Origin of the sequence: Leptolyngbya sp. KIOST-1 (genome assembly GCF_000763385.1) — a bacterium.
Taxonomy (GTDB): Bacteria; Cyanobacteriota; Cyanobacteriia; order Phormidesmidales; family Phormidesmidaceae; genus Nodosilinea.
This window is the reverse complement of sequence record NZ_JQFA01000002.1, coordinates 3,399,233-3,424,181: the sequence shown is the minus strand read 5'-3', so window position 1 is coordinate 3,424,181 and position 24,949 is coordinate 3,399,233. Positions and strand designations below refer to the sequence as shown.

Below are 24,949 nucleotides of genomic sequence, written 5' to 3'. Positions count from 1 at the left end.
GCTAAAAATCATCAATCAGGCCACTCAAGCGAGATAAAACAGGGTCGTCGGGAACCGCTTCGACTTCCTCAACATAATGGCCAACCTCTGGAGCTGGCGAAGAATCCACTACGGCAGGGACGCCTGAGCCTGTCAAATCAGCTACCTGGAGAGACAACTGTGCCAGCTGAGCTTCCAACCGCTCTAGCCGATTTTTCTCTTGGGCAAAAAACCGCTGCTCCACGCTGTGCATCTGAGCTTCAAGGGCCTCAAGGCGCTTGTCTGCGGATTGTGGTGGGCCAGAGTAGGGGTGGTTACTCAGTAAAAGCTGGTGGAGGGCTTCCTTGCAAAGGCTGCTAAAGCTCAAGCCCGGCTGTCTGCTCAGCTCAGCGTTGATAGCCGCCAGGAGATGTTGGTCAAGCTCATTTTGACGAAACAGAACCAGCCTTTTCGTCTGACGTAACCACTTCAATACCATTCTTCTCGTCCCGAAACCATGATGCCACCCGTTAGTATCGCGGGTGCGTCACCGCCAGGCGGGACGCACCCCACAGCATCTAAACCCTAGGCAGCAGCTCGAGTCGCCCGGGCCGATGCCACTTGGGCCTCCCCATAGATGTACTGACCCAGGGCATTGGCCTGGCGGCAGGGGGTAGCCAGGTGGGCGTTGATCTTGGCCTCTCGCAGCAGGCGCTGAATGTCTTCCCAGAAGAACTCGCCGCCGCCGCCGGTGAGAATCACATCGGTGACGCGCTCGGGCAGCCAGGCCAGCAGCCGGTTACACATCTCCCGCGAGAATGTCTCCTTGAGGTTGGGCAAAATGTCGTCCAGGTTGGTGGGTCGATTGGCCCCGCGAGGACGGTAGAACCGCTGGCCCTGGGGCTGATTGACGGCGGCGATCAGCGCCAGGGACTGGCTGTCGGCCCCCTCGATCTGGGCCGCTACCTGCTCGTAAAACTGGCTCATGGCAAAGGCCTCGCTCCGGGATACCCCCCGCGCAAACCGGAAGTTGTCGACCATGATACAGTCGGTGGTCTGATGGCCAATATCGACGATCGCCACCGGCAGCTTGGTAAAGTCCACACTGGCATCCTTGGTTTCCTGCACCTCATTCCAGAGAATGCTGCCGTAGCCTTCGGGCATCACCCACACCTTAGCGATCTCAATGGTGATTTGCTCGCCGCGATAGCCCATCACATGGGGGCCCAGCAGCAGGCTCATCAGCTGCTCTTTCTCGCGCTCAAACTGATCCTGGGAGTGGTAGGGCAGCCCCAGCACCACCGAAATCTCACCCCGCAACTGAAAGTACCCAACACAGGCCAGAACCTTGACCAGGGCATCGTTGACCTTCGACTGGCCCACCCCCAGATTGGCGCCAAAATCTTCGGCTAGCTGGCCCATGGCATAGCCGCTGCCCTGGTAAACCATCCAGATGTCCGAGAGGGGATCCGTCGCCCGAGCCTCAAACGCGCCCCCCTGCACCTGTTCCATCGACAAATGCTTGACGTTGGCCGGAATAAACACAACGCTACCGGGGTCGCGGCTGATGGAGGTTTTAGTCGAGGTCCGGCCCAAATCGACGCTGAGAATGGATTTGGGTAAACCACCGGCCTCTCTCACCGCTGGGGCATCTTCCGAGGGCTTTACCAGCGGTGCCTGGTTCATCGGTATAGAAGCAGCTTGTGACATGGTCATTAGATTCTGAACCCTTTATCGAGCTTCACAAACACCACCAACCTCACACCCCCACAGCAAAGCCAGGCCAAAATCGTTCACAACTTTGACGGGAATCGGTTTCAGACTTGATGGCTAACTGTCCAAGACTCTTAAACTGACAAAGTGTTCCGAAAAAAATGTTTATTTTCCAGACAGCGATTTGCCATTACAATAAACAAATTTTTGTGGATTTTTCGGGTCGTCGCCGCATCAGTACTCTCACCTGTGACAAGTCAAAAAAATCACAGGGATTGTCCATCACAGTCCATCAGTTCTAACTTCTCGACCTATTTGTGTGATTTCTATCGTCATCTCTCCGCTGACAGAATAAGCAGAGTTGATGATTCCGGTCCCTAGTCTGGGGTACATCCCACTTCTGTCATCCTGAGCGGAACGGAGTGTAGCGAAGGATCTTCAGTCCTTGCGCAAGATCGAGATTCTTTACTTCGCTATCGCTACGTTCAGAATGACATTTGCAAAACTGGGATGCGCCCCCTAGTCTGTCTGCTAGATCGTTTTCGATGGCCGTAAATTCATAGCCTGAGGCAGCTTGATCAAGCGCAGTTTCTGGCGACAAAAAAGCTCGACTGATGCGATCAGCCGAGCCTTTGTATTTACCCTAAGGGCTATCATCAATGGCCTCGGATGGCCAAAGAACCAACGCTGCTAGCCCCTAACCCGCTGTTTGGGGCTAGCCCAGGCTGGGCCTGCCCTGGCGGATTTAGTAGTCGAAGTCGCCGCCCATGCCAGCGCCAGCGCCAGCGGCGGGAGCCTTGGGCTCGGGCTTGTCGACCACGATGCACTCGGTGGTCAGCACCATGGAGGCGATGGAAGCGGCGTTTTGCAGACCGGAGCGGGTCACCTTAGCCGGATCGACAATGCCAGCCTCGAACATATCGACGAACTGGTTGTTGGCCGCGTCGTAGCCGACGGTGAAGTCCTTCTCCTTCACCTGCTCGACGATCACCGCGCCATTGAAGCCCGCATTCTCAGCGATGCGGCTGAGGGGGGCCGTCAGGGCGCGGGTGACGATCTGGGCACCGAGCAGCTCTTCGCCGCTGAGGTTGTCGCTGGCCCAGGCTTCGAGCTGGGGTGCCAGGTGGGCCAGGGTGGTGCCGCCGCCGGGGACGATGCCCTCTTCTACGGCAGCCTTAGTGGCGTTGATAGCGTCTTCGAGGCGCAGCTTGCGGTCCTTCATCTCGGTTTCGGTGGCGGCCCCGACTTTGATCACGGCTACCCCGCCGGAGAGCTTGGCCAGGCGCTCCTGGAGCTTCTCTTTGTCGTAGGTGGAGTCGGTTTCGTCGATCTGGCGGCGGATTTGCTCGCAGCGGGCCTTGACATCCTTCTCGTTGCCCTCGGCGACCACGGTGGTGGTGTCCTTGGTGATGGTGATGCGGCGGGCGCTGCCCAGCATATCCACCTTCACATTGTCGAGCTTGAGGCCGGTGTCTTCAGAAATCACCTGGCCGCCAGTCAGCACAGCGATGTCTTCGAGCATGGCCTTGCGGCGATCGCCAAACCCAGGCGCTTTCACAGCGGCCACATTCAGCACGCCGCGCATGCGGTTCACCACCAGGGTGGCCAGGGCCTCTTTCTCAATGTCTTCGGCGATGATCATCAGGGGCTTGCCGGAACGGGCCACCTGCTCGAGCACGGGCACCAGGTCCTGCACCAGGGCGATTTTCTTGTCGGTGAGCAGAATGTAGGGGTCCTCCAGCACCGCTTCCATGCGCTCGGTGTCGGTGACGAAGTAGGGGGACAGGTAGCCCTTGTCGAAGCGCATGCCTTCGGTGACCTCCAGTTCGGTGGTCATGGATTTGCCCTCTTCGAGGGAAATGACGCCCTCGCGACCGACTTTGTCCATGGCGTCGGCGATCATCTGACCGACTTCGTCGTCGTTACCAGCGGAGATAGAACCCACCTGGGCGATAGACTTGGAATCGCCCACGGGGCGGGCGTGCTCAGCAATTTTTTCGACCAGGAAGGCGGTGGCTTTGTCGATGCCGCGCTTGAGGGAAATGGCGTTGGCCCCAGCGGCGACGTTGCGCAGCCCTTCTTTGACAATGGCGTGGCCCAGCACCGTAGCGGTGGTGGTGCCGTCGCCCGCGGCGTCGTTGGTCTTGCTGGCGGCCTGGCGCAGCAGGGACACAGCGGTATTTTCAATATGATCTTCTAGCTCAATTTCTTTGGCGATGGTGATGCCGTCGTTGATGATCTGGGGGGCACCATACTTTTTCTCTAGCACCACGTTGCGACCTTTGGGGCCGAGGGTGACGGCCACGGCTTCGGCCAACATGTCAAAGCCACGCTCTAGGGCGCGACGGGCGTCTTCGTTATAGGTGATGGTTTTAGCCATAGGTAAAAAATCCTCCCAGCAAGAATTGTTGACTAACTGCGTTGTGTGGTGTTTTTCGGTGTGTCATGGCGTTGGCATGGCCTGAGCCTGGCTTATAGCCTGACGCACCAAGTCTGACTCAAGGAATGCCGCGAATGGATGAGACATGTCCTTGAAAGGTTTTCCTAGCGGTGCATCGCTTCGCGGATGCACCCTACGGGGTGATTGGCGATCGCCCAGGTTCATGGTGGGCGGTGCCCACCCTACCCAGCCAAAATCGCGAATCCAAAATCGGAAATCAGTTTAGGCCAGGGCGGCGAGGATGTCGGACTCGCGCAGCAGCACGTAGTCGTCGGTGCCAAGCTTGATGTCGGTGCCAGCGTACTTGGAGTAGAGCACCTTGTCGCCGACTTTGACTTCCACGGTCTGGAAGGCACCGTCGTCGCTGCGCTTGCCGGGGCCGACCTGCACCACTTCGCCCACCTGGGGCTTTTCCTTAGCGGTGTCGGGCAGCAGAATGCCACCAGCGGTTTTCTCTTCGGCGGCGCTGACTTTGACCAAAATGCGATCGCCCAGGGGTTTAACAGTTGACACACTCAGGGTGACAGCTGCCATGGTATACCTCCAAATCGTTGGGAATAAAAGGATTAATCAGGGGGAATTAGAGGCTAATTGATAACAGTCTTTAGCACTCTCGCTTCCTGAGTGCTAATTTAGCCGCCCAAAAGTTCCTGCCGCAATTCTCTGGGAGGTGTGGTTTGCCGAACTTACCCCTGCCATTCCCCGAACACGATCGACTGCGCCACCTTGCCGATCCGTCCCAGGTCGTCATCCAGCAGGGGCGGCCAGACCACCCCGGCCTTCTGCCCCTGGGCGTAGAGCTGGCGGCTTTCGTAGGAGAGGATGAAGAGGGCTTTGGTCAGGGTGCGATCGAGAGTGGGTTCGTTTTTGAGCCCTTCGAACAGCACCTTGAGGGCCAGCAGCAGAGAGGTGACCTGGCCAGGAATGGGGGGCTTGCCCTGGCGCAGGCAGGCGATAAAGGTGTCGGGCAGGTCGGCGCTGGTGCCAAGGGTTTGGCGGACCACAAATTCGCGAGCGGTTTCAAAATCCATAGGGATAACGGTCACTGAATAGGGTAACCGACGCTATATCTGCCTCAGTCTACCGCCTAGTCTGGATTTGAGCGCCAGGGATAGCCAAATCGAGGGGGAACCCTGGAACCGTGGGGCGCGATCGCCCTGCTCCACCATCTGTTACGGTTTCGTTGCAATCGGGCAACCTGGGTGTGGCTGGCGTGGCCGTGCGCCGGTCCTTCATTCACCTCAGCGAGGGACTATGACCCTTTCGTTTTCCCCCACCATTCCCTTTGTGGACTTGACCTGGCAACATGCCCCCCTGCAGGAGGCCCTCCAGGCGGTCATGGCGGCGGTGCTCACCCAGGGAGACTTTGTGCTGGGGCAAGCGCTGACGGAATTTGAGGCCAACTTTGCCACCGCCTGCGGCACCGGGTTTGGGGTGGGGGTAGGCTGCGGCACCGATGCGATCGCCCTGGGACTGATGGCCTGTGGCATTGGCCCTGGGGACGAGGTGATTTTGCCCGCCAATACCTTCGTCGCTACGCTGATCGGCGTGCTGCGGACGGGGGCCACGCCCGTACTGGTGGACTGCGATCGCGCCACCGCCCTGCTCGACCTGGCCGTCGCCGAGCGTGCCATCACCCCTCGCACCCGCGCCCTTGTGCCCGTCCACCTCTACGGCCAGCTGGTTTCACCCCAGGGCCTGCTGGAGCTGGCCAACCGCCACGGGCTGATTATCTTTGAAGACGCCGCCCAGGCCCACCTGGCCCAGCGCGACGGCTACACCGCCGGATCCATCGGTCTGGGGGCAGCCTTTAGCTTTTACCCCAGCAAAAACCTGGGGGCCCTGGGCGACGGCGGCATGGTTGTCACCACCAATGCACAGGTGGCCGAACGGGCGCGATCGCTGCGCAACTACGGGGCCACCCGCAAGTACTACCACACCGACCCCCAGGGCACCAACAGCCGCCTCGACACCCTGCAAGCCGCCGTACTCAACGTCAAACTGCCCCACCTAACCGGGTGGAACCAGACCAGGTCCGCGATCGCCCAGCACTACGATCGCCGCCTCGCCCCCCTGGCCGAGCACGGCCTGCTGCCCCTGCACAACGCCGCTGGCCCCGGCCACGTTTACCACCTCTACGTGGTGCGCGTCACCCCCACCTGCCCCATCGGCCGCACCGAGCTGCAGGCCCAACTCACCGCCGCCGGAGTCCAAACCGGCATCCACTACCCCATTCCCTGCCACCTGCAGCCCGCCTTTAGCTCCCTCGGCTACCCCCCCGGCCGCTTCCCGGTCGCAGAAGCCCTGAGCCAAGAAATTCTCTCCCTGCCCATGTACCCCGGCCTCACCCCCGAGCAAGTCGATGACGTCGTAGACGCTATGGTGGAAGCAGTGACCGGGAGGCAGGTTGCAGGCGTTCTTCGCGAGGTAATGGGGTGATGAGGGGACGAGGGGATGAGGGGATGAGGTAAGAAAGCCATCCACTCTCCCACCCTCCTACCCATCCACTCTCCCACCCTCCTACCCATCCACCCACTCACCCTCCCACTCACCCACCCTCCCACCCATCCACCCCCATGCCCCTCCGCCGTCACCCCACCCCCTGGGCCATCGCCGCCCTCCTCGCGATCCTCTACGGGCCGCTGCTGGTGCACTGGGTAGACGGCTGGCTGCACAAATCCATCAGCATTCAGCACGAGTACTTCAGCCACGGGCTTTTGGGGCTGCCCTTTGCCGCCTACGTAGCCTGGGGCAAGCGCAAAGCCTGGGCCGAGCTGCCCAACCACTGCCACCCGCTAGGGCTGGGGCTGGTGGGGGTAGCTGGCCTAATGTACTTCACTCGCCTGCCCGACTGGATGAACCTCTCGCTGCCGGTGATGCTGGTGGGGCTGTGCCTGAGCCTGAAGTCTCTGGCGGGGCTGCGGCTGCAGGGGATTTCCCTGGTTCTGGTGGCGCTGGCAACGCCGAACCAGCTGCCCTACCTGATTGAGCCCTACATTCTGCCCTTGCAGCAGTTGATTGCGGCGGTGGCGGGTTTTTTGCTGGTGCAGCTGGGCCTGCCGGTCACGGTGGAGAGCATTTATCTGTACGTCAACGGTCAAACCGTGGAGGTCGCCCCCCACTGCGCCGGGCTGAAAATGCTCTTCACCAGCCTCTACGTGGCGCTGATGCTGGCCTACTGGACGGGAATTTTGCGATCGCGCCTGCAGACCGGGCTATTTTTTGCCGGTACGGTGGTCATTAGCGTGGCGGGCAACATCTTGCGTAACGCTCTGCTCAGCTATTTTCACGGCATGGGGCAAACCGGGGCCTTTGACTGGCTGCACGAAAGCTGGGGCGGAGACCTCTACTCAGCCCTGATGCTGGGAACGATCATTCTGCTGCTGCGGCTGATTCAGGACCGGGTGCCCGCCCAGCTCAGCCTGGCGCTACAGTCGCCCTCCTCGTCGGTATAGTCCCTGTCACCTGTCGTTTAGCGCGATCGCCCCCCATGACCTCCCAACCCGCTTTACCCCGTTCTTTGCCCAGCCGCTGGGTCAACCTGGTGCTGGTGGTGGTGCTCAGCCTTCTGGCCGCAGTGGCTATTGTGCCCGGCTACCTCAACGGCCAGTGGCCCTGGACAACTACCCCCCAGGTGGCCCAGATCGATCAGCTCCGGTCCCTGCAAACCGAGGGTCTGGCGCTGCCTGGCTGGCGACAAACGGTGACCGAACGAATCGACATCAACCGCCAGACCTGGACCCTGGCCGAGTATCAGGCGGCATCCCCGGCCGTCCAGGGCACTCCGGTGCAGCAGTTTGCGCTGCTGCTGCATCCCCAGCCCTGGCACAGCAACCAGCCCCAGCTGGAATGGATCGACCTGGCGGGGGCGCAAAACTGGCAGGTTGAGGGGCGGCGACGGCTCCAGGCCGGAGCGGTAAACGCGAGGTTTTTTCGGGCCTGGGGCGATCGCCAGAGCTTCGCGGTCGTGCAGTGGTACGCCCTGCCCGGCGGCGGCCACCCGTCCCCCAGTCACTGGTTTTGGGCCAACCAGTGGTCCCAGCTCACCCGCCGCACCCTCACCCCCTGGGTGGCGGTCAGCCTGCTGCTGCCGATGGAGCCGTTGGGGGCGATCGCCGACTACCAGCCCACCGCAACCGATCTCACGGATTTAATTCAGCAGCAGCTCGAGGCCACCGCGCTGCAATAACGGTCATCCCAAAAAGAACCTGCCCTGGTGGCCAGGGCAGGTGGCGATTGGTTTGGCTGACGAGGTTTGGTGCCCTCCACGGGTCCTTTGGCGTCAGGCATCGGGGAGCGACAGATCCTCTGTGGCAGCGGTATGTTGGCTAAACCGGTGGCCGCAGTTACCGCATCGCTGCTGAGGAAAGCTGTCAGAGGCATAGGGTTCGCGCAGGTCTTTTGGAACAGCTACGTACCCTTTACCCTCAGGGCACTTCAGAAACACAGGGGCATAGAAACTCCGGTCCTTTGGCGGTAGACCAACCTGCTCAGTCAAGTATTCGCTGAGGTAGGCTCGTTTTGCCGACGCAGGCAAGTCATCCTCATCGACATCGGTGTAAAAATAGTCAATAAACTCCAGCCATTCCATCAGTTGTTCATCCGCTTCAGCCCGGCTCCAAATCTGGGAGATTTGGGCAATCTGCTGATTGGGGTCCATATCTGGATTTGTGATCAACAGGTAGTAATTCCATACCTGCCCCTTTTGCTCTGAGCTGAGGTGGGAGAGGAATTGTTGATCGAGAGTGGGAGTTTTCATAGTATTGGTTGAACGCTCCACGTTCATGGTTAACTGCTAAATCAATTGAGTTGCCAGGCCACTGCAACGTACGATTCGCTCGGTGAGAGGTAACTTTTCACCCTGGCCCTGACCGGTTGACAACGGCCTGACTCCCTTGAAGCAACAGGTTAAGGTGCTTGACTTGCACCTCCCTCATACAGCTTAAAGAAGTGCAGCTTCAGTCGCTTGAGAGCACGGGATTCGCGCTTTCTAAGGGTCTGTACCGAGGGAACCGTCCCCTCAGCGCCTGCGGCCATGTACTTGTAATGCTGACGAATTTGTTCATAAGTTTTGCGCTGGATAAACTTCATGCGAATCAGCGCTTGATCGGCTTTTGACAGCTCATTTAGAGCCATTTCAAGGTATTCCAACTGCTCAATTAGCTCTGATTCCACCAGCGGACTTTTGCCATAGTGAGCCAGCGTTGTCAGATGCTCAATTTTGCGCTCTTCCTTGACTGCCGCATCAACTTTATTTCTCAAAATATTCAGGCACACCTGGCGCAGCCAGGACTCGGGCTTTTTTATGGGCTGACCGTGCCGCTGAATATACTCAACCCCTCGTTTGACCCCCTCAACGATCACCTCATCGAGGTCAACATTGGCAATGTGCCACTGCTTAGCAAACCGAATGAGAAATTTATACAGGGCAGTCCCCTTAAACTCGTCCGGCATCAGCAGATGGCTGACCGCTGCCATGAACGCGTACACCAGGTCGTGGTTTGGCCCCTGGCCAGAGGGCTGCTCAAACGGTGTATTAGTGGCATTTGTCATGGCTAATTCCTCGTTGGGTGAGCGGGGGGCTGACGGTGAAAAACTGATACCAGTCCAGGTCGATGGGTTTTAGGGCGGTCGTATCCTCCAGGGCAAAGTCAGCCCCGTGGGTCAACTTGCACAAGTCCTTTTTCGGTTCTGGGTGTTCAAAAGTGGGCTGCAGCCGGGTGGCAACAAACGTTTTCACGTGGTTTAGTACCTGCTGGGTAAAGCGGATGGCGCTGGCAATCCATCCTCGAAATCGGAGGCGATCGGGTATATCCGCAGGATCGGCGATCGCAAACTTGATAACCATCGGTCTAGGTCCTCAACGAACGATATGGAACAATCGAACTGTCTATGGAATAGTGGGGGCTGGCCCCAAAACGTGACCCATCTTGAGCCAATACTATTTTTTGCGACTCTCAGAACCACGGCCTAGGCCGGTTCAATCAGCAGGGTGTTGCCCTGGCGATCGATGGGCCGCACCGCATCGCCCGCCTGAAAGCTGTAGCTCGACAGAGCGGCCCGGGCCGTCCAGTACACGCCGTTGACGCGCACAACCCAGGCCAAACCGGGCTGCACCACCGAATGAATGACGCCGACCCCCGGGTAGAACTTGTGTTCGAGCACAGCGCTAATGGGCGTGGTTGAGATGCTCATGGCATTGGGCCTCCGTTGCTTCCCTCCCTTACTAGTGAGGATAGACCCCAATGTGTGACATGTTGTAGTACGCAAGACACAAAAAGTATAGCGACTCCACTGGGCGGAGCATGCTGGCCCTTGCCGCAGTTGAATACAGAACAGCGCAGCGGGGTATAGCCATCGATTCAATCGTTATCTGGCGCTGGGAGGCGATCGCTAGCCTTCGCTAATCAGCCGCAGCAGTTGCTCGGTGGAGATCTTGCCGCTCATGTCGGTGCCCTCCAGCAGGCTGTCGGCCAGGTCGCGCTTTTGCCGGTGCAGGTCCACAATTTTTTCTTCGATGGTGTTTTTGGCTACCAGGCGATAGATCGTGACCGGGCGCAGCTGGCCGATGCGGTGGGCGCGATCGCTGGCCTGATCCTCCACTGCCGGGTTCCACCACGGGTCCATGTGAATGACAAAGTCTGCCGCCGTCAGGTTGAGCCCAGTGCCCCCGGCCTTCAGGCTGATTAAAAACACATCCCCCTCCCCGGCCTGGAAGGCATCGACCCGCTTTTTGCGGTCTTTGGCAGGGGTGCTGCCGTCGAGGTACTGGTAGCTAATATTCTGGCCGTCGAGAAACTCCCGCAAAATGGTGAGGTGGTCGACAAACTGACTGAACACCAGCGCCTTGTGGTTGTTCTCCAACAGTTCCTCCAGCACCTCGCCAAAGGCTTCCAGCTTGGCGCTGGGCAGGGCGGTGGTGCCCTTGACCAAGCGGGTGTTGCAGCAGGCGCGGCGCAGCTTCATAATTTCCGCCAGCACCTGCAGGTGTTTGGTGCCCACCTCGATGGTGGGATCGGCCAGTTTCTCCACCGCTTCGCGCCGCAGGGCCTCGTAGAAGGCCATTTCCTGGGCGCTGAGTTCCACCTGGAGGGTAATTTCGGTGCGGGCGGGCAGTTCGTCGAGCACCTGGGTTTTGGTGCGCCGCAGAATGAAGGGCTGAATTAGCTTTTTCAAGCGGTTGCGGGCTGCCTTGTCCTGGTTGCGCTCGATCGCATTGGCAAATCGAGTATTGAACTGGTCCTGGGAGCCCAGCAGGCCGGGGTTGATGAAGCGAAACAGGTTCCACAGCTCGCCCAGGTGATTTTCGATTGGGGTGCCGGTGGTGAGGATTTTGTAGCTCCCCTGGAGTTTCATCGCCGCCTTGGAGCGCTTGGTGGCAGCGTTTTTAATCGCCTGAGCCTCGTCGAGCACGATGGTCTGCCACTGCACCTGGGCCAGCATGGCGGCCACATCATCCTGCTGCAAGAGGCCGTAGCTGCATACCACCAGGTCAAAGGGCTGGAGGGTATCGAGGACTTTCTGGCGATCGCCCGTGCCAAATTGAATCGGGTTCAGGGTGGGCGCAAACTTTTCCGCCTCGCTGGTCCAGTTCATGCACACTGAGGTGGGCGCCACAATCAGCGTTGGCCCCTGGGGGGCGCGGGTGAGAATCAGCGCCAGGGCCTGCAGGGTTTTGCCCAGGCCCATGTCGTCCGCCAGGCAGGCCCCCACTCCCCAATGGGCTAGCCGCGCCAGCCAGTTAAAACCCTCGACCTGGTAGTCGCGCAGTTCTGCCTGCAAGGTAGAGGGCAACTCGGGCTGGAGGCTCTGGACTTCCTTCAGGCGTTTGACATGCTCCTTCCAGTGCTTGTCGGTTTTGAGCTGGCCCACCTCCTCCATCCAGTCCTCCATCGCCAGCGAGGCCAGGGGGTGGAAGCGCACGCCGTTGCCGCTGGTTTCGGAGTAGGCCCGCAGCTCGTCGAGGCGCTTGCGAAACTCCTGGGTGAGGGCGAGAAACTGGCCGTCGACCAGCTTCACAAACCGCCCCGAAGACTGCTCCAGCAGCGCCATCAGCTGCTGCATGTTTAGCACCTCGTCATCGCTGATTTGCAGCTCGCCGCTGGCGGCAAACCAGTCGCGCTGGCGCTGAATTTGCACCTTGAACTGGCTGAGGCCAACCCGGCTGGCGATCCGCATTTTTTCCCCTTCGGGCCATTCCACGACGGCCAGGTCACCCACCTCCTGGAGTTCCACCAGCAGTTCCAGGCAGTCCTCCGGACTGTCGATCAGCCACTCGCCGTCGGTGTCCTCCAGCCGTTGCAGGGTGGGGCAGGCCTTTTCCAGGGCGCGGGCCATTTTTTTCTCTGCTTGCAAGTTGCGGTGGGTTTGCAGACGGCGACCGTCGATTTCGGCAATCACCATTTCGCCGCCTGTGCCCGGTCGGTAGTAGGGACCGTCCTCGCCAAAGGGCCGGGTAAGCAGGGAAACCTTGAGCCCTTCACCAGCGGGCAGCAGGTGCAGGTGGGGCTGGGGCTGGGCTTCGACCTCTTCGGCATCGGCCACGCCGCCACCGATGTCGGAATGCACGGTAACCAGGCCTGCGACGGCGTTGATGGCGGCGAGCACCTGCTCTTTGGCGCTTTCGGGCACCTCCAGGGCGTTTTTTGGCCCCAGCACTTCGGCAATGCGGTGGTGCTGGGCAGTAAACTCAACCACCTTGAGCCGGGTGGGGGTCTCTTTGACCAGGGCGATCGCATTTTTTCCCACCGCTTCCGGCGTCAGCGAAATCGCCAGCTTGCCCGCTCGGGTCTGACGCACCAGCAGGGCCGGTTCTCCCTTCACCACGTCCACCCGAGTGGTGGGCGAGTCTTCCCAGAACACCAGCGGGTGCCCAACCAGGGCCAGCAGCGCCTGGTGCTTGAAGGTGTAGTTGTCGTAGCCGTAGCTGTAGGGATCGGTGGTGAGGTGAGCGCAGATGTCGCGATCCTGGGGGGTGAGGTAGCCGAGCTTATCGGCTTCGTACTTGAGGCGCTTGAGGGCGATCGCGCGGCCTTTGCTCCAGCCGCCCTTCACGCTGATCTTTTGCTCCTTGGGCTGGAGCAGCCAGGTCTCGGCGGAATAGATGGTCAAAAACCAGGCCAGCCGATACTCGCTAGGGGCCGCCTTCGTCGGGGTAGAGGATGGGGTGGGGCTGAGGCCCATCAGCGCCGTTAGCGACAGCTCCCAGGGCTGCTTGGGGGTAACAATGTCAATCAGAGGGCGAAGGCCCGTTTTTTGGCGCAGTTCCGCTACTTTCTGGGCGTAGCTATCGTCCTCAGTCAGACGGGCCAGCAGCTCGGCGGCCTCCAGGGCAAGCCAGTCGTACCCGGCGGCGATGGCGGCCTGGTAAAACTCCTTGGCAATGTCGGGCAACCGTTCCCGGGCATTCTCCAGATCGACCCAGTAGAGGCACAGCATGTCGATCAGCGTTTCAAAGCTGCTGGCGTTGTCGAGGCTGCTGACGGGGGTGTTGGTCAGGTAGCGCTTGGCCGCCGTGTTGCCCTGGAGCACCTGGGCAACTTTCTCCAGACAGCTATAGATCACGCTCATCCAGTGGCGATAGCCCTGCTCAGCAATGATGTGGGCGTGGCCCTCGGCTTCTTTGAGGCTGGCGGAGGATCCCTCTTGAATGAGCGCCAGCAAGAGAAACAGACCGGGCACGGTGTCGAAGTAGATTTTGCGCTTGCCGGTGCTTTTCTTGAGCAGCTTGAGGGCGACAGCGCCAGCCTGAACGGTGTGGTCGTAGTCGCCCTGCAGGCAGCTCAGCCAACTCTGGTGCAGCAGCACCTCGATCGGGTCTTCGTCGGCGAAGGTTTGCAGAGCGGTATCGGCCTCCTCCAATTGCCCCTGGGCGATCAGTTGCTCAATCCAGATGCCCTTCAGGCGATCGGAGACGGTGGAGTTGGGCTGGGTGCATTCTTGATGCAGCAGGGCTGTGGCTTCTGCCGCTGGGGTCAGGGCCATCAGCGAGTTAGAGCAGAGGCTGCCCAGGGCGGCCTCGTAGAGGTTGGGCTCCTGCTTGAGGGTGAGGAACCAGTCGCGATCGAAGGGGTTGTTGCAAATCAGATCAAACACCTGGGCCATGGATATGCGGCCCGAGGTGTAGGGGTTGCTGTAGTAGGCGTCAAACTGCTGCTCGATGTAGTCCCAGTCGTGGCGGTAAAGGCCGATGCGGACCTCGCGCAGAAACTCGTCCTCGGTTTGAAAATAGCGCAGGCTCTGGTTCCAGCCGTGGGTGCGAATCGGTAGCCTGGTCTGCACCGCCCTGACCATGGGCTCAAAGCGACCCTGGTGAATGGCGTCGCGGGTAGCAATTTCGACCAGCAGCGGGTGGCACTGAGGGCCGTAGGTGGTGTGGGTAACCAGCAGGCGTTTGCCGTTCAGGCGAGTTATGAGCGGGTTGAGCAGATGCGGCCCCGCAAGGCTGGGCTTTTCGGCGCTCTCAAAATAGAGGTTGAGGCAGTCGAGCAGCTTTGCCTTGCCGATCGGGGCATAAATGATGGAATACAGCTGCACCAACTCGCGCTCGCGGTCGGCAAGCTTTTGGTAGGACTGCACCAGATTGGCGCGGAGGGCGGCGGCGGTTGGGGAAGATGGCATGGTTCGGCGATCGCAGCAAACTGATCGTTAAACCCAGTGTATTAGCGATCGCTGGTCCAGTCTGCGTCCCGTGACCAAATGCCGGGTTGAGTTAGTGGCAACAGCGCCTTCTTATTGAAAATTTGTTGCATTAATCTCCGAGCTTGGGTATCTTAGTAAAAACGAGAGTCAATAGCAATGACAGACTTGTCGCGGTGAAGTCGAGCTAAGAAAATTACCAAAGCGTGCTGAAACCTTGGCTGGCAGGGGCTTTTGGCCTTTCGCTCTCCTACTCTCTCGGCACCTGCAAGCGCCTAGTCTAGAGTTAATTTCAATAAGTTCAGGCCCCCTGGGGTCACCGCTATGGAGAGTCAGTCGAGTTAATATGCAAGCTTTAAAGTCAGACTACGCCGAGTTCGGGCCCGACCTGTACACCATTGCCCCAGCCAAAACCGTAGTTGAACTGGACCGCATCAATCGGTGGACGGTCTACCATCGCCTGCAAGCATTGGGTCTGGCCTGTGATTGCGGCTGCGATCGCCCCCTGAGCGTCGCGATCGATACCCCCGCTGCCGCTCTACAAGTCTGGAGCGTGGTGCAGGCCACCACCCAATCAAAGCTCTCTCTCACTGACCACCTGGAGCGCTGCTGGCAGCAAAGGAGCCTGCGATGAAAACCCTTTACGAAACCGCTGAAGCAAACCTGCAGGCGGCATCGCCCACCGGGCAGGTGCTCAAAGGCCAGTATGCCGGGGTCTACCGCTCCGACAAGGGCAAGATCAAAGGGCTGCTGCTACAGGCCGGGACCACCGAATACACCATCAAGTTGCCCAAGTACCTGCGCCCCATGCTGGTGCGCGAGTTGTCGCCTGGGGAGTTTGTTCAGGTGTGGGCTTACGCCGAAGACGATCGCTGGCGGGCCATCAACGTTCTGCCCCTGCCCGAGTGCGAGTCCGAAACGCTACGGCAGCGTTGGGCCGCATTTTCGCCATTGCCATCTCCTGCGGCCGAGGCCCACCCCAAGCAAAAGCGCCTCTGTATCGAAGTGTGTACCAAGGGCAAGTGCTACAAGCAGGGCGGTCGCCAAATCCACAGCGCACTGCAAAATGCCGTAGACAGTGACCCCGAGCTAAGCCACGTATCCATAAAAGCCACGGGCTGCATGAAAGCCTGCAAACATGGGCCCAATCTGCGGCTGCCCAATGGCCGAATGCTGCACAACCCCACGCCAGGCGAAGCCCTATCTCGGGTGAGGCCACAATGACGAGCCAAGCGTTTGACCCCCAGCGGTGGGATCACTGGCTAGTCATTGTCACGTTTGTAGCGCTATCAGGCTGGATTATTTGGAAGGTCTATCTCGAATCGTAGGAGATGAGCGTGAGCAAGCGTTGGTTGTGGGAAATTTGGGGGCGGACGCAACAGCTCGGTGCAGCAACGTTGCTCAAAAAAGTCAACCCTCTAGGGGCAAACGGTTGTTCGCCCCTAGGGACTGAAACAGGTGATCTACCACCCCAGTTTCAAACTATCCGGTGTGAGGAAGTGCTGTAAATGGTAGGCCCGCTCCTCAGTCTTCAGCAAAATTTGCTCGTACAGGTAGCGGGTAGCGCGATCGCCCAGGCTTTCAGCCTGAGCCGCCAGTCGCCGAATCAGATCGACCAGCGCCTGCTCAGCCTTCAGGTCGTGGTCGATCATGATGCGGCAGCGGTAGGTGTCGTCGTTTTCCATTTCGAAGCAGCACAGCTCAGACAGCTTGCCAAAGCTCAGCGGTGGGATCCCTCCCAGCCCGTGCAGACGCTCACCCACATCATGGGCATGCTCCTGGGTGGCCTCGTAGCTCTCCGAGAAGTATTCGTGGAGCATGTAATACTCCGAACCTTCCACCACAAAGTGGTGCTTTTGGTATTGCAATGTCAGGGCCACAAAGCTGGCATAGACCGTCGCCAGCCCATCAACAACAGGCTCTGTAATCGACTTCTCCAGCAGAATTGGGTTGTCTGCAATCTCACCATAGGTTTGCAGCAGAGTCTCAGTAATAGGCATAAGCATCCCCTCTTTTCAGCAGTGAAAGCAGCCCTAGCCTTTCAGGGTTGCTTATTGAGCCTACCTTATTTTTTTGAATCTAGCTAATACCTTTATTGGGATAAAGCGGATAGAGAAATACAGAATTTAATTGTCGACAAGGATACCGAAAATGATTTTCAATAGCTCTAAAATCCTGTATCGAAAACCATTTGCGATAGACCAAAAGACAGACCAAAAGACAGACCAAAAGACCCGACTGAACTTTAAATCTAGCTGTAGCAGTCAGGTCGGCAATAGCTCAGCCAGTTGGCTCATCAGCACCTTTCAACATGCCCTTCGTTAGATGACAGAATTCAATTTATATGGCCAGCTTTATACCCTTTTTCAAATACAGCAAAACAGCGATGGAGCCTGACCTAGCCTTGCCAGATTCAAATCAAGAGCCAGAACTACTTAAAACCGTTCTCAATAAAGAAGGATTTCGGTTCACGAGCCAGCGGCAAAAGATTCTGGATCTGTTTCAGTCTGCGGCCCTGGGCCACCACCTCAATGCGGAGGAAATTCATCAGCAGCTGTTGGATCGAGGGGAAAAAATTAGCTTTTCTACCATCTATCGAGCGCTGCACGTGATGGTGCGGCTGGGGCTTTTGCAGGAGCTAGAGCTAGCCGAGGGCCGCAAATACTACGAACTCAATACTCCGTTCATGGAGCAGCACCACCACCTCGTATGCGTTCACTGTGGAGCGGTGCAGGAGTTTGAGGACGCCACCATGACCCAGGTGGGCAGCAGCGAGAGCGCCTTGCGGGGGTTCTCGCTGCTCAACTGTCAGTTTACGGTCTACGGCATTTGCCCCAGCTGCCAGTCACTGCTGGGCTAGGCGACGGTAGTAGTGCCACAGCAGGTGGGCGACAGCCCCACGGTAGGGATGCAGCGGCTCTGTGCAGGCCAACAGTTCCCGGCGTGTAGGACGATTTGCCAAGTTTTGCAGCCGCTGGTAAGCCACCTGCACGGCAAGGTCTGAGGCCGGAAAGCTGCTCAACCGCTGAAGGCAGAACAGCAGGTACACTTCTGCTGTCCAAACCCCGATACCTTTGATTTGGGTGAGCTGGGCCACGGCGTCGCCATCGGGTAGGGCCGCCAGGCTGTCGAGATCGAGCTGGTCTGATTGCAGAGCTGCCGATAGCCGCCGACAGGTGGCAATTTTGGCGCGACTGAGCCCGACCCGCTGAAGGGTGAGGTCTGGGGCAGTGGCGATCGCCCCAGGGGTCAGCTCCAGCGCTGCCTGTAGCCGCTGAAAAATGGCTTGAGCAGCTTTCGATGACAACTGCTGCCCCAGAATAATTCGCACTAGCGAAGCAAAGCCCGGCGACCAGGCACGCACCGTGAGGGAGCCCGCTTCGGCCTCAATGCGAAGGAAGCTGGGGTCGCGATCGCACACCACCGCCACCGCCCGCCGCAGCCCAGCGCTGGGCGGCATTAGCTCACTGTCTAAGGTTTTGGCTGCATCACTCGGCGCCATCGCAACAATCACCCCAACTCTAAAATCCACAATCCAAAATTGGCTCACCGACCGCTCAACCACAGCACCACCGGCAGAGTAAACACACTGCAAAAGGTTGACAGCACGATGGTGCGGGCTACCCGAGTGCGATCGCCCCCCAGCTCCGTCACCCAGATCAGCGAGTTCACCGCCACGGGCATGGCCGCCTGGAGCACCAGCACCTGCCGGTCTAACCCCTGTAAACCTACCGCTGTGCCAATGCCGTAGGCCAGCAGGGGGGCCACCCCCAGCCGCAGCCCCGCGCCGAGCAGTTCATAGCGGCCAAAGACCAGCTCCGTTCGCGCCAGCTGTACCCCCAGGGTCAGCAGCGCCACCGGAATTGCGCCCTCCCCCAGCAGCGCCATGCCCCGCTCCAGCGGCAGCGGAAACGCGCCCTGCACCGCCTGGAGGCCTAGCCCCACCAGAGCAGCCCAAAACACGGGCAGCCGCAGGGTGACGTTAAGCCCCGCCCTCAGCCCCGCCCCCTTCAGCACAATGGGGAACACGCTGGCGATCATCACGCTAGAGCCGACCAGGTACACCACCGCCCGCTCTAGCCCAGTCTCGCCCAACGCAAACAAGATGAAGGGCAGGCCCAGGTTGCCCACGTTTGAAAACATCACAATGGCAATCAGACCCTTTTGCTCATCCACCGAGAAGTCGAGGCGACGGCTCAGCCCCACCGCCAGCAGGTACAGCACCACGGTATTGAGCAAAAAGCTGGCGACGATCGCGATCGCACTGCCCAGAGCCAGCGTGGTCTGGGCCAGGCTGGTCAACACCAGCGCCGGCAGCAGGGCGTAGATGTTCAGCCGCGTCAGGGTTTGCATGTCTAGCTCAAAGCTGCGCCCCACCCCAAACCCCACCAGGGCCACCAGGGCAACGGGCAGCATCGCCGAAATCAAAATTTCCATAGGCCCCCGATAGTCTCATACCACCGTCTTTGCCACGGCGACCGATTTAGACTCTAGGGGAAAAAGCTGTCATCGAGTACCTGTTCCCAGCTATAGCCACACTCGGGATCGCGATCGTAGAGGGTCGCCAGGTCTAGCCGAGACAGGTTTAGCGCCATAGCCTTCCCACCGCACTGGAGGTTTAGCCCAGTGTACTGAATTTCTATAGACACCCAACCCTTCTTGCGCTATCCCCAGGGCATGGTGCCTGGGGCTAAGGCGCTATGCGGCGACTTCAATGTAGGCGGAGGTGGTAGAAGGTTGCGGAACGTCTAAGCCTTCTAGCTTGAGGCTTTCGAGATGAAACTCGATCGCTTCACGCATGTTGCTTTCTACCTCAGCCCGAGTCGTCCCAGTCGAAATACAGCCCGGTAAATCGGGGGAATAGGCCGAAAAGCCTGTCTCAGTTGGTTCAATGACGATCAAATATTGAGTCACGACTTAATTCCCGCCTGTTTGAAAATGCTGTTGAGGGTGCCTCTGGCCAGATCGTCGCTCAGCTTACCCGGTACTGTCACAATTCCTGGCTTGGTAGAATGCTTATACTGCCGATGACTGCCACGGGTGCGCGCCAGATACCATCCATCTTGCTCGATTAGGTTGATAACCGCTCTAACCTTCATGATAGTTCTCTGGAGGACGGGTAAAGCAGAGTGTGCCCAGCCTCGCTACAAGAGCGCGATCGCCTAAAATTCAAGCTAACCCCAGCGTAACCTCTGCCGATGCCATCCCCTTTCCCAGGCATGGATCCGTACCTTGAGCAGCCAGGGCTGTGGCCCGAGTTCCACAATCGGCTGCTGGTGGCTATTGCCGATGCGCTAGGGCCACAGCTACGGCTTAAGTACCGAGTCGCGATCGAAAAGCGTGTCTACCAGTATGCAGCGGCGGATTTGCAAATTGGCCGTCCCGACGCAGCGGTATTTCGGGCCTTACCCAAGCAAAATGTCACGACCCAACGACACGGACAGGTGTTGGTAGAGCCCGTCATGGTCGAATTACCCATGCCCGAGGAAATTACAGAGCGATTTCTAGAAATTCGTGAAGTTGGTACAGGCGAGGTCATTACCACCCTTGAACTAATCTCTCCCAGTAACAAACGATCGGGCAAAGGGCGGCAACTGTACGAAGAAAAGCGGTTAAAAGTCTTGGGCAGCCAAACTCACCTGATCGAAGTTGATCTAATTCGCGCCTTTGGCCCCCTGCCCCTGCGCGGCGCGGGAGTGAGCAGCCTCTATCGCATTCTGGTCAGCCGGGTAGAGCAACGCCCCCTGGCTGCCCTGTATGGGTTCAATCTGAGGTAAGCGTCCCTCATCGAACTTTCTAAGCTAGAGAGAGAGGCTGACCATGAGCCTCCAGAGAGTCCTCCTGCTCGGGCTCAAATTGAGGAAGTAAAGATCTGCTCACGCCAGCGGGGGGAAAACTGCTCAGTGAGGGCAAAAAAGAAGTCGTGGTAGCCCACCTGGACGGCACTGAGCAGGTCGATCGTCTGATTGACCAGGGCGGTGGCCAGATCGGCGTCTAGCTGCTCAAATCCCAACTTCTGCAGCATGCGCTGCCGGTAGTAGGTCTCGTAGCGATCCTTGAAGGGTTCTCTGGAGCAGCCCGCCGCCTACCCCGTCGCCCTCTCCGATGCCCTAGCCGAGCTGACGGCGCGCACCCGTCGCGGCCCGCAGCCCCAGTCCCAGTCCTGAGGATGGCCGCCATGACCTCACCGGAACGTTCCACCGATCGCGCCACCGGGCTCCACGTTGCCCTGTTTGGCACCAGCGCCGACCCGCCCCATCGGGGACACGCAGCCATTTTGGCCTGGCTGGCCACCCAGTTTGACCACGTGGCGGTGTGGACGGCCAACAACCCGTTTAAAGCCCACCAGACCGACCTGGGCGATCGCTTTCGCATGCTGGAGCTGCTGATTGACGAGCTAGACGCCCCGCCCCAGCGGGTGCAGGTGCACCCCGAACTCAGCCACCGGCGCACCGTCGTCACCCTGGAGCGGGCGCGGCAAATTTGGCCGGGGGCCAGGTTTGCGCTGGTGGTCGGGGCCGACCTGTTAAAGCCAGCCCGCAAGGGTTTGACGAACTCGATAAAGTCGGAGCGTACCAAGGTGCCATCACGCACCCGGTGCCACCAGCGAAATAATCGCCGCTGCCGCCTCAGCAGCGCCTCGCCAATCTCACGCGAGACGCCGCTACGGTCTGCCATGGCGGTGAAGTCTCGCTTCAGATGCGCCCAGCACACCTGCCATCGGGTCACCTCAATCCACCGGTAGGCGCTGTAGCGGTCAGAGGTGACAATTCCTGAAAACTCTTCACCAATCAGGGCTTTAGCAGTCGCCTGTGACCGACTGAGCACCACCTCGAAAAAACTCACCAGCGGCGTCACCAGCACCCATAGCCAGCCTTTAGTGCGCTGGGGATTTCCCCCGTCTCGATTGCCTTGGGGGTAACTGGTTTCATCACTATGCATCACGGGTTGGCTCTGCACGTAGGCCTTGGCCTCCTCCACCGCCGGACTCACCGCGTCACTGATTTCTTGCCGCAAACGCCCGATGCCACCACGAGAGAGGCGCACCCCGAAGAGGTCGTCCATCACCGCACACACCTGCCGATAGCTCAGCCGGTACCCCCCACTCAGCAAGGCCACCATCGCCGTCAGTCGTTCACCATAGCCCAGGGCAGAGACCCCCGACGGCAGCTCGGCGCGGGTTACCGTGTCGCAGCACGGGCACCTCAGGCCATGCAATCGATACTCCACCACCTCGGGTTTAACCGGTGGCACTTCTATCACTTGATGGCGGTGAGGATGAGAATCGTGGCCTGATAAGCTAGCTCCACAGGCGTCGCAGGCCGGGGGAATCACCTCATGGACGGCTCGACAATCTTCGGCGGGATATAGTTTTCGAGCTTCGCGAGGAGCAGTTTTCCCGCTCTGCTCTCGCGGGGCTTTCTTGCCTTTCCCTTTGGCTTTAACACCTTTGCCAAAGCCATCCGTTGACGGTGGTTTTGATGAATTCTGTGAATTCTGATTGACTTTCTCTTCCAACGCCATCAGCCGCTCACTCAGAACCCGCACTAACATTTGGATGCTAGCGGGGGTCGCTTCCCAGTCGGCCCTCGGAACTCGGATTCCAGCTATCTCGATCTCGTCGCTCATCGCTTCACCTTACCGGGACTCCTAGCCCAAAATCCCTAAGCCTTCGTTAAATTCCTGGGACGGTTACAATCTGAGCGATGCAATTCCCCCTTTTCCAGTCCCCCTTCAGCCCCAAGACCCACCGACGTGGGTCGATCTTCAAGATCTAGTAAATGGGGTCCACGATCGCGCTAGCTATGATTTGGCGATTGACTACAGCTATGACCCGGTGCCACCGCTGGGTGAAGCTGATGCGGCATGGACAAATGATTGGTTAATAGCACAGAGCTTGAGGGAGTAAGTGATGATTGAGCTTGAATGCTGCCCTCGCCACGGTGATATGTCAGCAGTCACCCACTGGATCGTTTTCTACAGTTGCCCAGCCGCAAAAATAGCACTCGCCTGAATCCGCAGCTCTGGAAATGTTGGCGAGATTAACTGATTATCGTGCTGAAACAGCTGCTTATCGTAGAACCCCCCGGTGAGCTGACAGACCGTTACTGTTGGCTGTTTCGGTTGCCCAATGTATTCTCTGCCCCCTAGCGCCAGATAGTCTGTAATCCAGTATTCCGGCACTCCAAACAGCGCATAGTCTTCTACTTTGCGGGCATAATCGTTCTGCCAGTTGGTGCTGACTACCTCGGCAATCAGTTTAATTGCCGCATTGGTTGTCACAACAGGCTGAGTTCTCCACAGCGGTTCGTGAACCAGTTGAGTTTTGTCCAGCACAATCACATCGGGGCGAAAAGCCGTATCGTCTGAGAACCGAACCAAGCAGCGGTGGGGAATGATGTAGGGCAAGTCCAGGCGATCGATTTCAACGCTGAGCTTTCGCACCACGAAACCGATCACCTGCTCATGCAATCCCGTCGGTTCCAAATCGATTAGCTCCCCATCGATTAGCTCATAGCGATCCTGATCGCCATGGTTGGCAATAAAGTCGTCAACATTCAGCAGTTTTGGATTGGCCTGCACCATCGTGATTTTCCCCTCCTCCGTGCTTGCAGTCGTCGATCAAGGCCTTATCGCCATTATGGCAAAGCTGATCTAGTGATGAATTCTCGTGCAGTCCCTTACTATCAAAACTGGCGGCTCCATTCTTTGGGCCAGCGCTCGACGACCACCTTGGTCTGGGTGAAAAATTCCACCGCGTGGGCTCCCTGGCCGTGGAGATCGCCGAAGAAGCTGTCTTTCCAGCCGCTGAAGGGGAAGAAGGCCATAGGGGCGGCTACGCCGATGTTGATGCCGATGTTGCCTGCGGTGGCCTCGTGGCGAAACTTGCGGGCGGCGGCCCCGCTGTTGGTGAACAGGCAGGCCATGTTGCCCCAGGGGCTCTGGTTCACCAGGGCGATCGCGTCCTCCACCGTATCCACTGCCATCAGCCCCAGCACCGGGCCAAAGATTTCGGTCTGGGCAATTTCTCCCGTGGGGGGCACCTTTTGCAGCACCGTGGGTTTAACGAAGTGACCTGCCGCCAGGTCAGGGATCTTGGCATTACGACCGTCCACCAGCACCGTTGCTCCCTCGTCCGCGCCGGTTTGAATCAGGCTCTCGATCCGCTGCCGACTCTGGGCGGTGATCACTGGCCCCATCTGCACCTCGGGGTCGAGGCCGTTGCCCACGGTGCGGGTGGCGGCGGTGTGGGCGATCGCCTCCGTAAACCACTCGCTGGCCTCCCCCACCGTCACCGCCAGAGACGCCGCCAGGCAGCGCTGACCGGCACAGCCAAAGGCACTGTCGGCGACGATGCGGGTGGTCATGGTGCGATCGGCGTCGGGCAGCACAATCACCGGGTTTTTAGCTCCGCCCTGGCACTGCACCCGCTTGCCGTGGGCTGCCGCCTGGGCATAGATGTATTTGGCGACCGGGGAAGACCCAACAAAGCTGATCGCCCGAATGGTGGGGTGTTCCAGAATGGCATCTACCGTTTCCTTAGCACCATGCACCAGGTTCACCACGCCGGGGGGAAAGCCCGCCGCATCCAGCAGCTCGAAGATGCGCTGTAGGGTCAGGGGCACTTTTTCGGAGGGTTTGACGATGTAGGTGTTGCCGCAGGCCAGGGCGTAGGGCATAAACCAGAAGGGGATCATGGCTGGGAAGTTGAAGGGGGCGATCGCCGCCGCCACTCCCAGCGGTTGGCGAATCATAAACTCATCGATGCCGCTGGCGATGTCCTCCAGCACCGTGCCCTGCATCATCATCGGAATGCCGCAGGCCACCTCCACATTCTCAATCGCCCGTCGCAGCTCGCCCTTAGATTCCGCCAGGGTTTTGCCGCACTCCTGGGTGACAATCTGAGCCAGTTCCTCCAGGTGAGTTTCCAGCAGGTCTTTGAGCTTAAACAGGGGCTGCACCCGCTGGGGTGGCGGCACTCGTCGCCAGTCTTCAAAGGCTATGGCGGCAGCGCGGGCCGCCTGATCGACTTCATCTTGGGGGGACACAGGCACTTGCCCCAGCACCTCACCCGTGGCCGGATTGTCGACCGTGAGCACCTCCCCTGCCACAGAGGGCACCCACTGACCGTTGATGTAGTTCTTCAAAATCCCCGATTGCGTCATAGCGGTGCCTATTACTGCTCATTAGCATCATAGG

At 59.1% G+C, this 24,949-nt stretch carries 26 protein-coding genes and 2 pseudogenes; 9 read left to right on the top strand and 19 right to left on the bottom strand.

Annotated elements, in window-relative coordinates; all coding sequences use genetic code 11:
* Window position 1: 1 nt before the first annotated feature.
* From NF78_RS28335 to NF78_RS15095, 5 genes are all read right to left on the bottom strand, one after another.
* Window positions 2-457, bottom strand: coding sequence for a hypothetical protein (locus tag NF78_RS28335; protein WP_052050524.1), 456 nt, complete (start codon window positions 455-457; stop codon window positions 2-4).
* 86 nt (window positions 458-543) lie between these two features.
* Window positions 544-1,668: a ParM/StbA family protein gene (locus tag NF78_RS15110; RefSeq protein WP_263970608.1), complete on the bottom strand. Its 1,125-nt coding sequence runs from the start codon at window positions 1,666-1,668 to the stop codon at window positions 544-546.
* Window positions 1,669-2,416: 748 nt separating this feature from the next.
* On the bottom strand, window positions 2,417-4,051 hold the full coding sequence (groL, locus tag NF78_RS15105) for a chaperonin GroEL (RefSeq protein WP_035987603.1): 1,635 nt from the start codon (window positions 4,049-4,051) through the stop codon (window positions 2,417-2,419).
* A gap of 282 nt (window positions 4,052-4,333) precedes the next feature.
* Window positions 4,334-4,645, bottom strand: coding sequence for a co-chaperone GroES (gene groES / locus NF78_RS15100; protein ID WP_035987600.1), 312 nt, complete (start codon window positions 4,643-4,645; stop codon window positions 4,334-4,336).
* Between the two features lie 152 nt (window positions 4,646-4,797).
* Window positions 4,798-5,142: a hypothetical protein gene (locus NF78_RS15095; RefSeq protein ID WP_035987598.1), complete on the bottom strand. Its 345-nt coding sequence runs from the start codon at window positions 5,140-5,142 to the stop codon at window positions 4,798-4,800.
* A 223-nt stretch (window positions 5,143-5,365) separates the two neighbouring features.
* Here NF78_RS15095 and NF78_RS15090 point away from each other — a divergent pair, with 223 nt between their 5' ends.
* From NF78_RS15090 to NF78_RS15080, 3 genes are all read left to right on the top strand, one after another.
* Window positions 5,366-6,550, top strand: coding sequence for a DegT/DnrJ/EryC1/StrS family aminotransferase (locus NF78_RS15090; protein ID WP_035987596.1), 1,185 nt, complete (start codon window positions 5,366-5,368; stop codon window positions 6,548-6,550).
* Window positions 6,551-6,687: 137 nt separating this feature from the next.
* A complete protein-coding gene (crtB, locus tag NF78_RS15085) occupies window positions 6,688-7,566 on the top strand; it encodes a cyanoexosortase B (protein WP_035987594.1) in 879 nt (292 codons plus the stop codon).
* Between the two features lie 35 nt (window positions 7,567-7,601).
* Window positions 7,602-8,300: a cyanoexosortase B system-associated protein gene (locus tag NF78_RS15080; RefSeq protein ID WP_072016091.1), complete on the top strand. Its 699-nt coding sequence runs from the start codon at window positions 7,602-7,604 to the stop codon at window positions 8,298-8,300.
* A 93-nt stretch (window positions 8,301-8,393) separates the two neighbouring features.
* Here NF78_RS15080 and NF78_RS15075 read toward each other — a convergent pair whose 3' ends face one another.
* From NF78_RS15075 to NF78_RS15055, 5 genes are all read right to left on the bottom strand, one after another.
* Entirely contained in the window at window positions 8,394-8,870 is a 477-nt protein-coding gene (locus NF78_RS15075; RefSeq protein WP_156119779.1) for a hypothetical protein, read from the bottom strand.
* 149 nt (window positions 8,871-9,019) lie between these two features.
* Window positions 9,020-9,664, bottom strand: a complete 645-nt coding sequence (locus NF78_RS15070; protein ID WP_035987588.1) for a sigma-70 family RNA polymerase sigma factor — start codon at window positions 9,662-9,664, stop codon at window positions 9,020-9,022.
* The gene (locus tag NF78_RS15065) at window positions 9,648-9,959 is read right to left on the bottom strand and encodes a hypothetical protein (RefSeq protein WP_035987585.1); all 312 of its coding nucleotides are present in this window, start codon (window positions 9,957-9,959) and stop codon (window positions 9,648-9,650) included. The genes NF78_RS15070 and NF78_RS15065 overlap by 17 nt, the downstream gene beginning before the upstream one ends.
* 122 nt (window positions 9,960-10,081) lie before the next feature.
* A complete protein-coding gene (locus NF78_RS15060; protein WP_035987583.1) occupies window positions 10,082-10,306 on the bottom strand; it encodes an NfeD family protein in 225 nt (74 codons plus the stop codon).
* 198 nt (window positions 10,307-10,504) lie between these two features.
* Window positions 10,505-14,731, bottom strand: coding sequence for a DEAD/DEAH box helicase (locus NF78_RS15055; protein ID WP_035987580.1), 4,227 nt, complete (start codon window positions 14,729-14,731; stop codon window positions 10,505-10,507).
* A gap of 364 nt (window positions 14,732-15,095) precedes the next feature.
* Between NF78_RS15055 and NF78_RS15050 the strand changes: the two genes are divergently transcribed.
* Window positions 15,096-15,383 carry an Asr1405/Asl0597 family protein gene (locus NF78_RS15050; protein WP_052050347.1) on the top strand — a complete coding sequence of 96 codons (288 nt, stop codon included), beginning with the start codon at window positions 15,096-15,098 and terminating at the stop codon, window positions 15,381-15,383.
* Window positions 15,380-15,973 (top strand): (2Fe-2S) ferredoxin domain-containing protein, encoded by a 594-nt coding sequence (locus tag NF78_RS15045; RefSeq protein ID WP_035987578.1) that lies wholly within the window; start codon window positions 15,380-15,382, stop codon window positions 15,971-15,973. The genes NF78_RS15050 and NF78_RS15045 overlap by 4 nt, the downstream gene beginning before the upstream one ends.
* 239 nt (window positions 15,974-16,212) lie before the next feature.
* Here the strand turns inward: NF78_RS15045 and NF78_RS15040 are convergent, their stop codons facing one another.
* On the bottom strand, window positions 16,213-16,749 hold the full coding sequence (locus tag NF78_RS15040) for a Dps family protein (RefSeq protein ID WP_035987576.1): 537 nt from the start codon (window positions 16,747-16,749) through the stop codon (window positions 16,213-16,215).
* Window positions 16,750-17,153: 404 nt separating this feature from the next.
* Between NF78_RS15040 and NF78_RS15035 the strand changes: the two genes are divergently transcribed.
* Window positions 17,154-17,609, top strand: a complete 456-nt coding sequence (locus NF78_RS15035; protein WP_035989894.1) for a Fur family transcriptional regulator — start codon at window positions 17,154-17,156, stop codon at window positions 17,607-17,609.
* On the opposite strand, the gene NF78_RS15030 is transcribed toward NF78_RS15035, so the two are convergent.
* The 4 genes from NF78_RS15030 to NF78_RS15020 form a co-directional block, all read right to left on the bottom strand.
* Window positions 17,595-18,251: a DNA-3-methyladenine glycosylase family protein gene (locus NF78_RS15030; RefSeq protein WP_035989891.1), complete on the bottom strand. Its 657-nt coding sequence runs from the start codon at window positions 18,249-18,251 to the stop codon at window positions 17,595-17,597. The two genes, NF78_RS15035 and NF78_RS15030, sit on opposite strands and share 15 nt — an antisense overlap.
* 44 nt (window positions 18,252-18,295) lie before the next feature.
* The gene (locus NF78_RS15025) at window positions 18,296-19,186 is read right to left on the bottom strand and encodes an AEC family transporter (protein ID WP_035987575.1); all 891 of its coding nucleotides are present in this window, start codon (window positions 19,184-19,186) and stop codon (window positions 18,296-18,298) included.
* A gap of 261 nt (window positions 19,187-19,447) precedes the next feature.
* Entirely contained in the window at window positions 19,448-19,663 is a 216-nt protein-coding gene (locus NF78_RS29565; RefSeq protein ID WP_072016071.1) for a type II toxin-antitoxin system HicB family antitoxin, read from the bottom strand.
* A complete protein-coding gene (locus NF78_RS15020; RefSeq protein WP_035987573.1) occupies window positions 19,660-19,848 on the bottom strand; it encodes a type II toxin-antitoxin system HicA family toxin in 189 nt (62 codons plus the stop codon). Before NF78_RS15020 ends, NF78_RS29565 begins: the two co-directional genes overlap by 4 nt.
* A 99-nt stretch (window positions 19,849-19,947) precedes the next feature.
* Here NF78_RS15020 and NF78_RS15015 point away from each other — a divergent pair, with 99 nt between their 5' ends.
* Window positions 19,948-20,526, top strand: coding sequence for a DUF4058 family protein (locus NF78_RS15015; protein ID WP_035987570.1), 579 nt, complete (start codon window positions 19,948-19,950; stop codon window positions 20,524-20,526).
* Between the two features lie 74 nt (window positions 20,527-20,600).
* On the opposite strand, the gene NF78_RS29560 is transcribed toward NF78_RS15015, so the two are convergent.
* Window positions 20,601-20,774 carry a protein adenylyltransferase SelO family protein gene (locus NF78_RS29560; RefSeq protein WP_081972641.1) on the bottom strand — a complete coding sequence of 58 codons (174 nt, stop codon included), beginning with the start codon at window positions 20,772-20,774 and terminating at the stop codon, window positions 20,601-20,603.
* 144 nt (window positions 20,775-20,918) lie between these two features.
* Between NF78_RS29560 and NF78_RS32450 the strand changes: the two are divergent.
* A pseudogene (locus NF78_RS32450) lies at window positions 20,919-21,374 on the top strand (adenylyltransferase/cytidyltransferase family protein); the annotation flags it as partial.
* On the opposite strand, the pseudogene tnpC reads toward NF78_RS32450, so the two are convergent.
* A pseudogene (gene tnpC / locus NF78_RS33515) lies at window positions 21,332-22,303 on the bottom strand (IS66 family transposase); the annotation flags it as partial. The pseudogenes NF78_RS32450 and tnpC overlap by 43 nt on opposite strands.
* A gap of 106 nt (window positions 22,304-22,409) precedes the next feature.
* Between tnpC and NF78_RS33510 the strand changes: the two are divergent.
* Window positions 22,410-22,658, top strand: a complete 249-nt coding sequence (locus NF78_RS33510; protein WP_081972640.1) for a DUF4058 family protein — start codon at window positions 22,410-22,412, stop codon at window positions 22,656-22,658.
* Between the two features lie 68 nt (window positions 22,659-22,726).
* Here NF78_RS33510 and NF78_RS15005 read toward each other — a convergent pair whose 3' ends face one another.
* Together NF78_RS15005 and NF78_RS15000 are read right to left on the bottom strand one after the other, a co-directional pair.
* On the bottom strand, window positions 22,727-23,335 hold the full coding sequence (locus NF78_RS15005) for a Uma2 family endonuclease (RefSeq protein ID WP_035987569.1): 609 nt from the start codon (window positions 23,333-23,335) through the stop codon (window positions 22,727-22,729).
* A 101-nt stretch (window positions 23,336-23,436) separates the two neighbouring features.
* Window positions 23,437-24,915, bottom strand: a complete 1,479-nt coding sequence (locus tag NF78_RS15000) for a CoA-acylating methylmalonate-semialdehyde dehydrogenase (RefSeq protein WP_035987567.1) — start codon at window positions 24,913-24,915, stop codon at window positions 23,437-23,439.
* Between the last annotated feature and the right edge of the window lie 34 nt (window positions 24,916-24,949).

What these genes read in the sequence shown, in the direction of transcription:
- NF78_RS15000 (WP_035987567.1), bottom strand. Translation starts at nt 24,915, where the DNA reads ATGACGCAATCGGGGATTTTGAAGAACTACATCAACGGTCAGTGGGTG.
- NF78_RS15055 (WP_035987580.1), bottom strand. Translation starts at nt 14,731, where the DNA reads ATGCCATCTTCCCCAACCGCCGCCGCCCTCCGCGCCAATCTGGTGCAG.
- NF78_RS15090 (WP_035987596.1), top strand. Translation starts at nt 5,366, where the DNA reads ATGACCCTTTCGTTTTCCCCCACCATTCCCTTTGTGGACTTGACCTGG.
- NF78_RS15065 (WP_035987585.1), bottom strand. Translation starts at nt 9,959, where the DNA reads ATGGTTATCAAGTTTGCGATCGCCGATCCTGCGGATATACCCGATCGC.
- NF78_RS15060 (WP_035987583.1), bottom strand. Translation starts at nt 10,306, where the DNA reads ATGAGCATCTCAACCACGCCCATTAGCGCTGTGCTCGAACACAAGTTC.
- NF78_RS15030 (WP_035989891.1), bottom strand. Translation starts at nt 18,251, where the DNA reads ATGGCGCCGAGTGATGCAGCCAAAACCTTAGACAGTGAGCTAATGCCG.
- NF78_RS15020 (WP_035987573.1), bottom strand. Translation starts at nt 19,848, where the DNA reads ATGAAGGTTAGAGCGGTTATCAACCTAATCGAGCAAGATGGATGGTAT.
- NF78_RS15070 (WP_035987588.1), bottom strand. Translation starts at nt 9,664, where the DNA reads ATGACAAATGCCACTAATACACCGTTTGAGCAGCCCTCTGGCCAGGGG.
- NF78_RS15050 (WP_052050347.1), top strand. Translation starts at nt 15,096, where the DNA reads ATGCAAGCTTTAAAGTCAGACTACGCCGAGTTCGGGCCCGACCTGTAC.
- NF78_RS15040 (WP_035987576.1), bottom strand. Translation starts at nt 16,749, where the DNA reads ATGCCTATTACTGAGACTCTGCTGCAAACCTATGGTGAGATTGCAGAC.
- NF78_RS15110 (WP_263970608.1), bottom strand. Translation starts at nt 1,668, where the DNA reads ATGTCACAAGCTGCTTCTATACCGATGAACCAGGCACCGCTGGTAAAG.
- groES (WP_035987600.1), bottom strand. Translation starts at nt 4,645, where the DNA reads ATGGCAGCTGTCACCCTGAGTGTGTCAACTGTTAAACCCCTGGGCGAT.
- NF78_RS15080 (WP_072016091.1), top strand. Translation starts at nt 7,602, where the DNA reads ATGACCTCCCAACCCGCTTTACCCCGTTCTTTGCCCAGCCGCTGGGTC.
- NF78_RS15025 (WP_035987575.1), bottom strand. Translation starts at nt 19,186, where the DNA reads ATGGAAATTTTGATTTCGGCGATGCTGCCCGTTGCCCTGGTGGCCCTG.
- NF78_RS15005 (WP_035987569.1), bottom strand. Translation starts at nt 23,335, where the DNA reads ATGGTGCAGGCCAATCCAAAACTGCTGAATGTTGACGACTTTATTGCC.
- NF78_RS15095 (WP_035987598.1), bottom strand. Translation starts at nt 5,142, where the DNA reads ATGGATTTTGAAACCGCTCGCGAATTTGTGGTCCGCCAAACCCTTGGC.
- NF78_RS15015 (WP_035987570.1), top strand. Translation starts at nt 19,948, where the DNA reads ATGCCATCCCCTTTCCCAGGCATGGATCCGTACCTTGAGCAGCCAGGG.
- NF78_RS15045 (WP_035987578.1), top strand. Translation starts at nt 15,380, where the DNA reads ATGAAAACCCTTTACGAAACCGCTGAAGCAAACCTGCAGGCGGCATCG.
- NF78_RS28335 (WP_052050524.1), bottom strand. Translation starts at nt 457, where the DNA reads ATGGTATTGAAGTGGTTACGTCAGACGAAAAGGCTGGTTCTGTTTCGT.
- NF78_RS15075 (WP_156119779.1), bottom strand. Translation starts at nt 8,870, where the DNA reads ATGAAAACTCCCACTCTCGATCAACAATTCCTCTCCCACCTCAGCTCA.
- crtB (WP_035987594.1), top strand. Translation starts at nt 6,688, where the DNA reads ATGCCCCTCCGCCGTCACCCCACCCCCTGGGCCATCGCCGCCCTCCTC.
- NF78_RS29560 (WP_081972641.1), bottom strand. Translation starts at nt 20,774, where the DNA reads ATGCTGCAGAAGTTGGGATTTGAGCAGCTAGACGCCGATCTGGCCACC.
- groL (WP_035987603.1), bottom strand. Translation starts at nt 4,051, where the DNA reads ATGGCTAAAACCATCACCTATAACGAAGACGCCCGTCGCGCCCTAGAG.